Consider the following 12,434-nt stretch of genomic DNA (forward strand, 5'->3'; position numbering starts at 1 on the left):
GGAGACTGCGTGAAAAAAATACGATTGCATCTCACCTATTATTGGTATAAGGTTCTGAAAAAGTTAGGTTGGAAGTCTGACGAAATTTATTATATTGGAGGTAGTGAAGCTTTACCCCCGCCTCTTTCCAGGGAAGAAGAAGCCATCTTACTTAAAAAACTGCCAAAAGGTGACAAGACGGCGAGGTCTTTGTTAATTGAAAGGAATCTTAGACTCGTAGTATATATTGCAAGGAAATTTGAGAATACGGGAATAAATATTGAGGATTTAATTAGTATTGGGACAATCGGTCTGATCAAGGCGGTTAATACATTTAATCCCGAAAAAAAGATAAAGCTGGCTACATATGCATCAAGATGTATTGAAAACGAGATATTAATGTATTTAAGACGCAATAATAAAATCCGCTCTGAAGTTTCCTTTGATGAGCCGTTGAACATTGACTGGGACGGAAATGAGCTGCTATTATCGGATGTTTTAGGCACCGATAATGATATAATCACCCGCGATATCGAAGCACATGTTGATAAAAAGCTGCTGCTTACAGCCCTTCAAAAGCTGACTCAAAGAGAGAAGCAGATTATGGAGTTGCGGTTCGGGCTGGCGGGAGAAGAAGAAAAGACCCAAAAAGATGTTGCCGAGATTTTGGGTATTTCGCAATCTTATATTTCGCGCCTTGAGAAAAGGATTATCAAACGCCTTCGAAAAGAATTCAATAAAATGATTTAAGCTGTTTTTTTCAAATTACTGCTTGGATTTTAACAATTTCACCTTCTGGTTTTTCTATTTACATCCATTTGCCTATGCATATATTTTCCTCCTGCGGAGATACTTATTTTTAGCAGCTCCTGCTAGGAGGGAAATAAGTGAAGCGAAATAAAGTAGAAATATGCGGTGTGGATACTTCAAAGCTCCCTGTCCTTAAAAATGAAGAAATGCGGGAACTTTTAAAGCAAATGCAGCAAGGTGATATTACAGCAAGAGAAAAATTGATTAATGGCAACCTCCGTCTCGTATTGAGTGTCATCCAGCGCTTTAACAATAGGGGAGAATATGTGGACGATCTGTTTCAAGTCGGGTGCATCGGTTTGATGAAATCGATTGATAACTTTGACTTAAGCCAGAATGTCCGGTTTTCCACCTATGCCGTTCCGATGATAATAGGAGAAATCCGCCGTTATTTGCGGGATAATAATCCCATCCGTGTTTCACGGTCATTGCGCGATATCGCTTATAAAGCACTCCATGTAAGAGAACGTCTTATGGCAAAAACCTCAAAAGAGCCAACTGCGGCAGAGATTGCCAAAGAGTTGGAAATACCACATGAAGAAGTTGTTTTTGCCCTTGATGCTATTCAGGACCCTGTATCATTATTTGAGCCGATTTATAACGACGGCGGTGATCCGATTTTCGTAATGGATCAGTTGAGTGACGAGCGGAGCCGCGACAGTCAATGGATTGAAGAGATTGCTTTGCATGATGGGCTGCAGCGGCTCAATGACAGGGAAAAAATGATTATTCGGAAGCGATTTTTTCAAGGTAAAACACAAATGGAAGTAGCAGAGGAAATCGGGATTTCTCAAGCGCAAGTGTCGCGGCTTGAAAAGGCTGCAATCAAACAAATGAATAAAAATATCAATATCCAATAAGAAAAGCGTAGGGCGCCCGTCAGGGGCGACAAGCGCTGGAGAAAAAACAGTGAAGGCGGCAGTATGCCTTCATTGTTTTTTTTTTTGAAGCGACCTCTAACGACTGGCACTCGTCAGGCTAAGGGCAGCGACGTCCTGTCGCTTCTCCTGTATTGGCCCTGTGACGTCGGTAGCCACTAGGACGTCCTATCAGTCGAAGCCGGGCAGCTTACTTCTATTCGAAAAAGCTTCGTGCGGATTTGCGACGAGGATTTATCATGGGAAAGTGCTGACTTATCGAGTAATCTTCAAGGAGGTTTTGACAAGCTTGAATAAACTGTGCCTTGGAGAACTTAAAGAGGAAGTAACTGGCCCAATGATGCGCCAGGCCCAGATCTTTTTATTGCAATAAAAGGGGTCAAATCCCATTTAGAGCCGGATGTTCCATGGAGGAACATTCAGCTCTATTTCTATTATCATGAAGGCTGGGGCTATGAGCATATATATGAACTATAAAGAGGAGGCTCTTGTTCGAATGAACGATAGAAGTGGGGGGATCAACATGGTTAGAATTTCGGAATTTCAAGTAAAGGATGTCGTCAATATTTCCGACGGAAGAAAGCTTGGAAATATTGGTGATATTGAGATTAACCTGGATACCGGAAAAATAGAATCAATTATCATAAGTACAACGGGGAAACTGCTCGGCTTTTTTGGGAAGGAAGACGAGGTTGTAATCCCCTGGAATCAGATTATCAAAATCGGGGAGGATGTCATTCTTGTAAGGTATTCGGGGTCACAATATACTCAACAGCAGCTCGAAACGCCAAAAGACTAGATAATTCGGATGCCGTTCGCATACTTTTATGGTACACTTAAGAAAATGTCTTTTTTTCAGGAAAAAACAAGAAGATACAATAATAGGAGCAATCAATCGTGAGAGATGTAAAAGTGAATTTAGAATTAATCCAAGAAAAAGTGGCAGAAGCATGCGAGCGGTCGAATAGAAATCCCGAGGATGTCCATATTGTGGCTGTTACAAAATATGTCTCAGTCGAAAGGGCTGCCGAGGCTTTGGAAGCCGGCATCCATAACCTCGGAGAAAATCGTGACGATGGGTTATTGGCTAAATGGGAAGTTTTAGAGGACAAGCCGACATGGCACTTTATAGGTACACTTCAATCCCGCAAAGTCAGAGCTATCGTTGATAAAGTGGAATATATTCATTCGCTTGATCGCATGTCTTTGGCAAGTGAAATCAATAAGCGTGCCGATAAGCCGGTGAAATGCTTTGTTCAGGTCAATGTATCCGGAGAGGAATCAAAACATGGCCTTGAGCCTGAAAACACTATTGAATTCATTAAACAGCTTGAGCCATATGAAAATGTTCAAGTCGTCGGCTTAATGACGATGGCACCGTATATAGACGATCAGGAAGCATTGCGTACATACTTCCGCCGTCTAAGAAACCTGAAAGAGGAAATAGAAGCGCTAGGCTTAAAGAATGCACCGTGTCATGAACTGTCGATGGGCATGTCGAATGACTATCAAATTGCCATTGAAGAAGGGGCGACATACATACGTATCGGATCAGCCCTTGTTGGAGAATGATGCTGAGGAGGCCGAAATAAAGTGGGCATTAAATCAAAGTTCAAGAATTTTTTCCTATTGGAAGATGAATACGAATACGAAGAAGAAAAAAATGAAATTGAACCTCAAGCAGCGAAAGAAACAAAGACAGCAGCATCGAACCGTAAACAAAATGTTGTCAGCCTTCAAAGTGTGCAGCATTCTTCAAAACTTATGCTGGTTGAGCCAAGAGTATATGCTGAAGCTCAGGAAGTGGCAGACCACCTCGTCAATCGACGAGCGGTTGTAGTCAATTTACAACGGATCCAGCACGATCAGGCAATCAGGATTGTAGACTTTTTAAGTGGCACGGTATACGCTATTGGTGGAGATATCCAAAGGGTTGGAAAGGATATTTTCCTTTGTACTCCGGATAATGTGGAAGTATCCGGAAATATTACCGAGATGTTTGAAGATGAGAATTATGAAGATCCGAGGTGGTCATAAACGGTATGAATTTTGTAATAGCAATCATTATGCAGCTGATAAGCCTTTACTCATGGGCATTGATCATTTATATATTGATGTCCTGGTTTCCAAATGCAAGGGAATCCTCGATTGGACAATTTTTGGGGAGGATATGCGAGCCTTATCTGGAACCATTCAGACGGATTGTCCCTTCGCTTGGAATGATTGATATTTCCCCGATTGTAGCGTTCTTGGTCCTTAAGCTGGCATCAGCGGGGCTATTGGAAATCGCCAGATGGGTAAGTTAAAAAAGGATAGCTGACCAGCTCTCCTTTTTTTAAATGGTGAGGAAGTAGAAAATCTGACTAAGTTTTCTTTCAGATAATTATCGTTATGTCCAGCTCCGACGGACAGGAAGTGCTAGTGCAGGCGAAGCGACAGGATGTCACGTCCTGAGGCGGCGACGCGCAGGACGCGCTAGTGCCACCGAAGCGACAGGATGTCGCGGTCTAGGCGGCCATGCGCCTTCGGATCGAGGGGCACAAGCTATAAGGAAGCCTATATCAGGTTGAATGTGCTCCTGTACCATAGCTTAATTCGAGCAGGTCTCGTTCAGCGAGTCGCAAAGCTGCACGAAGCATATTCAAAGATGTTTTTCGCGATGTAATTAAGTAAGCAGCTTTGCTGTGGTGGCTGAAATGCTCCCTAATCAAAATTCGCCTTGCGCTTGTCGCCTTAGGCTGCGCGCCTTTGCGCTTTTCTTATTTAATTTTGACGATGGCGTATCCGCACTTGTAAATAGGAGTTGTATTGAATGTCTTCCATATATCAGCATTTCAGGCCTGAAGAAAAGCATTTCATTGATACAGTCCTAGATTGGAAGGAGTATGTAGAAAATACATATGCTCCAAAATTGGCTGATTTTTTAGATCCGCGTCAGCAGTTTATTTTAAAATCCATCATTGGTGAAGCGGCGGATGTTAAGTATAAGTTTTTCGGAGGGAAAGAACAAAGTGAGCGAAAAAGGGTCCTTCTTTACCCCGAATATTTTGAACCTAGTAATGAAGATTTTCAAGTAGGTCTTTACGAAATAGAGTACCCACGTAAGTTTATCAGACTTGAACATCCCATGGTCTTAGGTTCTCTAATGTCATTGGGAGTAAAAAGGGATAAGTTCGGCGATATTCTCGTAGATGAAGATCGTATTCAATTATTCTCAAGTGAAGAGATTGAGCAATTTTTAATGGCTGAATTTAGAGAAGTGGGACGGGCAGCTGTACATCTTAAAAAGCTTCCTATTCACGAAGCGATCCAGGAATCTGAGGAATGGAAGGAAAAAGAAATATCGGCTGCATCATTGCGTTTGGACGGGATTATTTCTTCAGTTTTTAATATCTCGAGACAAAAGTCGCAGACGTTGATTGAGCAGAAGCTAGTTAAGCTGAACTGGAAAACTGTTGAAAATCCTGCAGCAGAATGCATGGAGGGAGATATGATTTCTGCACGCAGGCTTGGCAGATGCAGAATCATTGAATTGCTAGGGACAACCAAGAAAAACAAGTCAAGATTGAAGGTTGGAATATTAAAATAATGTAAAATAATAAAGAAACCCGCCAACTTTAGTCGAACTTCTAGTATAATATGAATAACATATGAACCAGTTAGAGCTATGGAGGTGGCAAAATGCCGTTAACACCGGTCGATATACATAACAAGGAATTCAGCAAAGGATTCCGGGGATACGATGAAGATGAAGTCAACGAGTTTCTGGACCAAGTAATAAAAGATTATGAATTGGTCATTCGCGAGAAGAAGGAACTTGAAGAAAAAATTGCCGCAATGAATGAGAGGCTTGGTCATTTCAGTACGATTGAAGAAACACTTAACAAATCAATTGTCGTAGCGCAGGAAGCCGCAGAAGAGGTAAAAGGCAATGCGATGAAGGAAGCAAAGCTTATCATTAGAGAAGCGGAAAAGAACGCTGATAGGATTGTCAATGAGTCATTATCTAAAGCGCGCAAAATCGCACTTGAAATTGAAGAATTGAAAAAGCAGTCGAAAGTATTCCGTACACGGTTTAGAATGCTGATTGAAGCCCAACTGGATTTGATCAATAATGATGATTGGGACCAGTTGATGGAGTTTGAATTGGATGCAACTGAGCTGAACTCTTTGGAAGAAGTAGAAGAAATGGACTAAAACTTGACTCTGCATTTATGATTCTCATATAATGTAGTAAAATTATTTTATAATATTATGCGATGAGAGGGAGAGTACAATCTCAATTCCTATTGAAAAGCGAACCGGGGACGGTGGGAGCCTGGTAATAGAAGAGATTGGAAAATCACCCTTGAGTACTTGATTCGAAAGCGTTGCAAGTAGAAGAGAGCGTTCCATCCACGATACGGATTTATGAGCGGACAATTACACGATGTATTGTCTATTTGGGTGGTACCGCGGGAAAAAATCCTTCTCGTCCCTTTTTGGGGCGGGAAGTTTTTTGTTTGTAAAAAATGATATATGGATATAAGGAGGAAAAAGAATTGGATTACAAGGATACACTGCTCATGCCGAAAACTGATTTTCCGATGCGCGGAAATCTGCCGAAAAGAGAGCCGGAAATGCAAGCGAAATGGGAAGAGGAAAATATTTATCAAAAGGTTCAGGAGCGAACTCAAGGAAGGCCGCTTTATGTTCTGCACGACGGACCGCCGTATGCCAATGGCGACCTTCATATGGGGCATGCCCTGAATAAAACCTTGAAGGATTTTATCGTCCGCTATAAATCTATGGCAGGCTTTTGTGCTCCATATGTTCCTGGATGGGATACGCACGGACTTCCGATCGAACAGGCGCTGACAAATAAAGGAGTAAAGCGCAAGGAGATGTCTGTAGCTGAATTCAGGGAGAAATGTACACAATATGCATATGAGCAAATTGACAATCAGAGAACGGAATTCAAACGTCTCGGAATCAGGGGAGATTGGGAGAATCCGTACATTACACTAAAGCCTGCATATGAAGCTGAACAAATTAAAGTGTTCGGTGAGATGGCTAAAAAAGGCTATATCTACAAAGGGAAGAAACCTGTTTATTGGTCACCTTCCAGTGAATCGGCCCTTGCTGAGGCGGAAATCGAATATAAGGATAAGCGCTCACCATCCATTTATGTATCTTTTACAGTGACTGATGGAAATGGAGTTTTGGAAGATGGCAGCAGCATCATCATCTGGACGACTACACCATGGACGATTCCGGCAAATCTCGCTATTGCTGTCCATCCTGAACTAACCTACGCTGTGATTGAACAAGACGGTAAAAAATATGTTGCAGCAGAAGAGCTTGTTTCAACTCTGAAAGATGTGCTCGAATGGCCTGATGCCAAGGTGGTAAAAACAGTCAAAGGCTCTGAGCTTGAGCACGTTGTTACAAAGCATCCATTCTATGACAGGGATTCTGTAGTTATTCTTGGGGAGCATGTAACGATGGAATCAGGTACTGGATGCGTCCATACAGCACCTGGACATGGGGAAGATGACTTCAATATCGGCCAAAAATATGGCCTAGATGTACTTTGTCCTGTTGACGATAAAGGCCATATGACAGAGGAAGCTCCTGGATTCGAAGGTCTGTTTTATGATGCAGCTAATAAACCGATTACGGAAAAGCTTGAGGAAACAGGTGCTTTGTTGAAGCTGGAGTTTATCACTCACTCCTATCCGCACGACTGGCGGACAAAAAAACCGGTCATTTTCCGAGCGACTTCCCAATGGTTCGCATCCATCAAAGATTTCAGGGAGGAACTTCTTGAGTCTATCAAAGATGTGAAATGGGTACCTAAATGGGGAGAAACCAGACTTTATAATATGGTCAGAGACCGCGGAGACTGGTGCATTTCCCGCCAAAGAGTATGGGGTGTACCGATTCCGGTATTTTATGCGGAAAACGGTGAGGAAATTATTACAGATGAAACGATTTCTCACGTTTCTGATCTTTTCCGTGAACAAGGCTCCAATATCTGGTTTGAAAAAGAGGCTTCAGAACTATTGCCTGAAGGTTTTACTCATCCAGGGAGCCCGAACGGAACATTTACGAAGGAAACGGACATCATGGACGTATGGTTCGATTCTGGATCTTCGCATCAGGGAGTGTTAGTGGAAAGAGATGATTTAAGACGTCCTGCCGATCTGTATTTGGAAGGTTCAGATCAATACCGCGGATGGTTCAACTCATCTTTAACAACATCTGTGGCTGTTACTGGTAAGGCTCCATATACAGGAGTATTAAGTCACGGGTTTGTCCTTGACGGAGAAGGGCACAAAATGAGTAAATCCCTTGGGAATGTAATTGTTCCATCAAAAGTGACCAACCAGTTTGGGGCTGAAATCCTCCGCCTGTGGGTGGCATCAGTCGATTATCAATCAGACGTAAGGATTTCCGACCCGATCTTGAAACAGGTAAGCGAGGTTTATCGTAAAATCAGAAACACATTCCGTTTCTTGCTCGGGAACTTGGCTGATTTTAATCCTGAAGAAAATGCAATTTCTTTTGAGAATCTAAGAGAAGTGGATCAATTCTTATTGATCAGGCTAAACAACTTGGTTAAAGAGGCACTTGAATCTTACGAGGATTTCGAGTTTGCTGATATTTACCACGCAGTCAACAATTTTTGTACAGTTGATCTTAGTTCCTTTTATATGGATTTTGCAAAAGACGTTCTCTATATTGAAGCGGAAAACAACTTTGAACGAAGAGCCATGCAGACTGTCATGTACAAATGCGTAGTGGCTCTGGCAAAATTATTGTCACCGATATTGCCGCATACAGCAGACGAGGTTTGGACACACATCCCTGGAGTTCAGGAAGAAAGTGTGCAGTTGACTGATATGCCGACAGTGGAGGAAATTGCAAACGGAGCTGAACTTGAAAACAAATGGAAAGAATTCCTTCTTGTCAGGGATGATGTTCTAAAAGCGTTGGAAGAAGCAAGAAATGAAAAAGTGATTGGGAAATCACTGACTGCTAAAGTGAGCCTGTATGTAAATGACGACGTCAAGGATCTGCTCGAGAGCATTTCAGAGAGCCTTAAGCAACTGTTCATTGTATCTGGGTTTAAAGTGGCTGGATCATATGATGAAGCGCCGGACCATGCATTGAAGCTTGAGAAGGCAGCTGTCGTCATTGAAAAAGCAGAAGGCGAAACATGTGAACGATGCTGGGTTGTAACTCCTGAAGTTGGAGATGTCGAAGGACACCCGACCATTTGTCCGCGTTGTGCTTCTGTCGTGGAGCAAGTGCAAGAAAGCAAATCGTAAGCTCTGCATGCCAACACCCTGTTACTCATAAGAAAGACGGCTCCTGCTCGAAATGATCAGGAGCCGTCTTTTTGCTTCAATATAGATTATACCGAAACACTCATTTTATCTGCTGATAAGCTTCAAGGGCCCGTTGACGGGCAACTGAATGGTCCACAAGAGGAAAAGGGTAATTTTCGCCCAGTTGGACCTGGGCAGCATCGAGTATATGCTTTGGAGCGGTCCACGGCTCATGGATATAAGCACTAGGCAATAAGCGCAATTCAGGAATCCACTTTCGGACATATTCACCATTTTTATCGAATTTTTTCCCTTGCAAGATCGGATTGAAAATACGAAAATATGGTGCTGCATCATTCCCGCTTCCTGCCGACCATTGCCACCCCATGGCATTATTCGCCATATCAAAATCAACAAGTGTATTTGAAAACCATCTTTCTCCCTCTTGCCAAGCGATTAATAAATGTTTGGTTAAAAACGAGGCGACAATCATTCGAACCCGGTTATGCACCCATCCCGTTTCCCATAACTGCCGCATTCCAGCATCTACAATCGGATAGCCCGTTTGCCCGTGCATCCAATTTGTGAGGGAAGCTGCATCCGTGTGCCAAGGGAAATGTTCAAATGGCTGTCGGATCGGCTTTGTCCGGATTGAAGGAAAATGAAAAAGCTGGTGATAGGAAAAATCGCGCCAGACAAGTTGCTTTTGAAAGGCATCCATGGAGGAATGGAGCTTTGGATTTTCCGAAAATACTCGATTACGCTCGATCGCGTGCCATATTCCGCGCACACTGATTTCCCCAAAAGCGATATGCGGAGATAGCTTCGAAACAGCTTCATCTCCTGGAAAGTCTCTGCCATCCTTATATTCTATCAAAGAGGTTTTCAAAAATTCATTCCATCTCTTAATCGCTACTGTCTCACCGGGTTCCCAGTGGTTGTGCAATTTTAAATGCCAAGTATTAGAAGAGAGCAAAGGAAGATTGTCAATGGTCTCAGTGTGAATATCTTCATTCAACCCATGCAGCTCTTTTGGTACAGGTAAGGGCCGGGGAACAGAACTTGTATGAAACTTTTTTAAAAAAGCAGTATAAACTTTGTATGGCTTGCCTTGAACATTTAACAGCTTGGTAGCGGATATTAGCAGTGAAGCGGAAAACTGCTTTACCTCAATCCCTTTTTTAATGAATGTTTCGACCCAATTGTCATCTGTATTCCTGCAATCTGGTTCATAGCATCCATTCATATAAACGGCAGTTGCATCAGTTTCATGCAGCAATGTTCTAATTACAGTCGAACGTTGACCCATGCGGACGATGAGTTTCAGACCGTGTCCGTCCAAGCGTTGCCGGAGGGCATGTAAACTTTGAGAAAGCCACCAGCTTGAGGCGCTTCCTTCATCTCCAAAGGCTCCTTCGTTTGGAGACCAAATAAAAACCGGAATCACTATTCCTCGTTGGGCAGCGGCTGTGAGCGCCGGATTGTCGTGCAGCCGGAGATCCCTGTGAAATAACACAATTGTTTTGATCATTGTGCTGCCAGCTTATGTTCCAATGAAGTATTTTCTCCCATTTGCTCTGTCACGTCTTCGAGGACCCCGTCTGTCATCCGGTATACTTTATCAAAATAGCGAGTCAGTCGAGTATCATGTGTAACCACAATGGATGTTGTATTTTTATTTTTTGTTACGCTGCTCAGCAACTCCATTACCTCAAATGCACGATTTGAATCGAGGGAAGCAGTGGGTTCATCCGCTAAGATTATTGTTGGATTACTGTATAATGCTTTGGCAATCGCTACACGCTGCCTTTCCCCGCCAGATAAATCAGACGGGTATTTGTTACGAAGCTCTTCAATTCCCAAGTCTATAAACAGTCTTTCCAAATCAGCTTTTGACATGTTGCCTTTTTTCACTTTATCCAAAAGCTTTAATTGATCTGCAACGGTTAAAAAGGGAATCAGGTTCGATGCCTGCAATATAAATCCAATTTCTTTCAAACGAATATTTGAGCGTTGCCTTTCGCTCATTTCTGTAATGTTTTCTCCATTAATGATCACTTTTCCGGCATTTGGTGTCAAAAGTCCGCCTACAACGGTCAAAAATGTACTTTTTCCAGAACCGGAGGGCCCAATGATTGCAATGAGTTTTCCACGGTCAGCTGTAAAATTGAGCTCTTTTAAAGCGTCCACTTTCTTATGGCCTGTGCCAAAAGATTTTTTTACCCCAATTAATTTCAAGACGGTCATCGTTATCCTCCTATCGCTTTTAATGGGTCGATTCTAACAATAGTCCAGACAGAGAATACAGCGCCTGCAACTGCAACCGCAATAAGCACCAAGCCATAAACAAGCATGAGGCCCAAATCAAAAGAAACTGGGACTGCCGCCGGCAAAAAGGAACCGGATAATGTCGTCAAACAAAAACCAATAAAGGTTCCGATAAAGGCAAGGAGAAAAGTCTGTGCTACGACTGATCGAGAAAGATATAGGTTAGAGATACCTTGTGCCTTCATTACGCCAAACATGCTAATTTTCTGGACAGTCAGAACATAAAGGAAAATTGCAACAATAACAGATGATATGACAAATAAGAAATAAATCATGAATGTGAGTGTAAGATTTTGCTCCGTGTAGCCTGGTAAATTGCTAATGAATGTCTCGATTTCAACCCACTCATACCCTTTGGGTGCTTTTAAGGATTCGATATTAGGATCTTTCACAACCAAAGCGTTGATTTGATCTTTATTTTGTTCGGCAGCATCGCCATATTTAATCCGTTGGTAAGTTTCAATGGCCCCATAAAGGACAGGTGAAGCATTAAATCGGGCATTATCTGTAAAACCTGTAATCACCAGTTTTTCCTCGGAGGAGGAAATCGACAATTCATCTCCAATAACAAAACCCGCATCTTTTAAAGTATCACTTGCGATCACTTCGTTTTGTTGTTTAAATGGCTTGCCTTCCGTGACTTCAGGCATTAAAAATTCATCTGGCCGAATTCCAAAAATAGATACATTCTGTTTCGTATTCCCATTGCCCGCGATGGCACTAATTTGCCCAAGGACAGCCGTTTCTTTAGCGTTGAGTGCTCCAATATCCTCAGTGTCCATGGATGACTGATAAAGGCTTTGATCGGAGTCTTCCGTCAAAAAAATGGCAGTGGCATCCCATTTATCGACCGATTCCCGGTTAAGGCTTTGTAAGCCTGTTGCAAGTCCGGATAGGAAGAAAACGAGGTAGGCGACTAACATCAATACTCCGGTAATTAGTGCGAAGCGTAATTTATTCTTTTTAATTTCATTCCAGGCCAAAAACATAGAATCCCTCCTTGCTTTTTATTTTGTAATTATTATGGCAGAGTGTCGCTTCGTTGTAAAATGTTTGTATAATGTAATTCGATTAATCGTTATACAAGGTAATCATATTATTATATACTGAAGAAAATGACAAATTG

At 42.3% G+C, this 12,434-nt stretch carries 12 protein-coding genes and 1 other annotated feature; of the genes, 9 read left to right on the forward strand and 3 right to left on the reverse strand.

From position 1 onward, the window contains the following. The first annotated feature begins 9 nt into the window (after positions 1-9). The 9 genes from sigE (at position 10) to ileS (ending at position 8,980) form a co-directional block, all read left to right on the forward strand. A complete protein-coding gene (gene sigE, locus D4T97_RS09205) occupies positions 10-729 on the forward strand; it encodes an RNA polymerase sporulation sigma factor SigE (protein ID WP_126049886.1) in 720 nt (239 codons plus the stop codon). A gap of 137 nt (positions 730-866) precedes the next feature. Beyond that, the gene (gene sigG, locus D4T97_RS09210; RefSeq protein WP_126049889.1) at positions 867-1,649 is read left to right on the forward strand and encodes an RNA polymerase sporulation sigma factor SigG; all 783 of its coding nucleotides are present in this window, start codon (positions 867-869) and stop codon (positions 1,647-1,649) included. Between the two features lie 541 nt (positions 1,650-2,190). Then, positions 2,191-2,466, forward strand: a complete 276-nt coding sequence (locus D4T97_RS09215; protein WP_126050274.1) for a YlmC/YmxH family sporulation protein — start codon at positions 2,191-2,193, stop codon at positions 2,464-2,466. Between the two features lie 98 nt (positions 2,467-2,564). Then, positions 2,565-3,239, forward strand: coding sequence for a YggS family pyridoxal phosphate-dependent enzyme (locus D4T97_RS09220; protein WP_126049891.1), 675 nt, complete (start codon positions 2,565-2,567; stop codon positions 3,237-3,239). A 21-nt stretch (positions 3,240-3,260) separates the two neighbouring features. Then, on the forward strand, positions 3,261-3,704 hold the full coding sequence (locus D4T97_RS09225) for a cell division protein SepF (RefSeq protein WP_126049893.1): 444 nt from the start codon (positions 3,261-3,263) through the stop codon (positions 3,702-3,704). Between the two features lie 5 nt (positions 3,705-3,709). Next, on the forward strand, positions 3,710-3,973 hold the full coding sequence (locus tag D4T97_RS09230; RefSeq protein WP_126049895.1) for a YggT family protein: 264 nt from the start codon (positions 3,710-3,712) through the stop codon (positions 3,971-3,973). Between the two features lie 506 nt (positions 3,974-4,479). Then, complete coding sequence (locus D4T97_RS09235) at positions 4,480-5,256, forward strand: YlmH family RNA-binding protein (protein WP_126049897.1); 777 nt, start codon at positions 4,480-4,482, stop codon at positions 5,254-5,256. Between the two features lie 92 nt (positions 5,257-5,348). Then, a complete protein-coding gene (locus D4T97_RS09240) occupies positions 5,349-5,864 on the forward strand; it encodes a DivIVA domain-containing protein (RefSeq protein WP_126049899.1) in 516 nt (171 codons plus the stop codon). A 53-nt stretch (positions 5,865-5,917) separates the two neighbouring features. After that, positions 5,918-6,149: a binding site (T-box leader), on the forward strand. A 59-nt stretch (positions 6,150-6,208) separates the two neighbouring features. Continuing rightward, positions 6,209-8,980, forward strand: coding sequence for an isoleucine--tRNA ligase (gene ileS, locus D4T97_RS09245; protein WP_126049901.1), 2,772 nt, complete (start codon positions 6,209-6,211; stop codon positions 8,978-8,980). Positions 8,981-9,080: 100 nt separating this feature from the next. Here the strand turns inward: ileS and D4T97_RS09250 are convergent, their stop codons facing one another. From D4T97_RS09250 to D4T97_RS09260, 3 genes are read right to left on the reverse strand one after another with little or no spacing between them, the layout of a single operon-like run. Then, positions 9,081-10,511: a cryptochrome/photolyase family protein gene (locus tag D4T97_RS09250; protein ID WP_126049903.1), complete on the reverse strand. Its 1,431-nt coding sequence runs from the start codon at positions 10,509-10,511 to the stop codon at positions 9,081-9,083. Beyond that, positions 10,508-11,227 carry an ABC transporter ATP-binding protein gene (locus tag D4T97_RS09255; RefSeq protein ID WP_126049905.1) on the reverse strand — a complete coding sequence of 240 codons (720 nt, stop codon included), beginning with the start codon at positions 11,225-11,227 and terminating at the stop codon, positions 10,508-10,510. Before D4T97_RS09255 ends, D4T97_RS09250 begins: the two co-directional genes overlap by 4 nt. A 2-nt stretch (positions 11,228-11,229) precedes the next feature. Beyond that, positions 11,230-12,297: an ABC transporter permease gene (locus D4T97_RS09260; RefSeq protein ID WP_126049907.1), complete on the reverse strand. Its 1,068-nt coding sequence runs from the start codon at positions 12,295-12,297 to the stop codon at positions 11,230-11,232. Positions 12,298-12,434: the final 137 nt, after the last annotated feature.

Source organism: Siminovitchia acidinfaciens, assembly GCF_003605385.1.
Taxonomy (GTDB): Bacteria; Bacillota; Bacilli; order Bacillales; family Bacillaceae_C; genus Siminovitchia; species Siminovitchia acidinfaciens.

Coding starts and splice junctions, on each gene's coding strand:
- D4T97_RS09215 (WP_126050274.1), top strand. CDS start 2,191: ATGGTTAGAATTTCGGAATTTCAAGTAAAGGATGTCGTCAATATTTCC.
- D4T97_RS09230 (WP_126049895.1), top strand. CDS start 3,710: ATGAATTTTGTAATAGCAATCATTATGCAGCTGATAAGCCTTTACTCA.
- D4T97_RS09235 (WP_126049897.1), top strand. CDS start 4,480: ATGTCTTCCATATATCAGCATTTCAGGCCTGAAGAAAAGCATTTCATT.
- D4T97_RS09240 (WP_126049899.1), top strand. CDS start 5,349: ATGCCGTTAACACCGGTCGATATACATAACAAGGAATTCAGCAAAGGA.
- D4T97_RS09250 (WP_126049903.1), bottom strand. CDS start 10,511: ATGATCAAAACAATTGTGTTATTTCACAGGGATCTCCGGCTGCACGAC.
- D4T97_RS09255 (WP_126049905.1), bottom strand. CDS start 11,227: ATGACCGTCTTGAAATTAATTGGGGTAAAAAAATCTTTTGGCACAGGC.
- D4T97_RS09260 (WP_126049907.1), bottom strand. CDS start 12,297: ATGTTTTTGGCCTGGAATGAAATTAAAAAGAATAAATTACGCTTCGCA.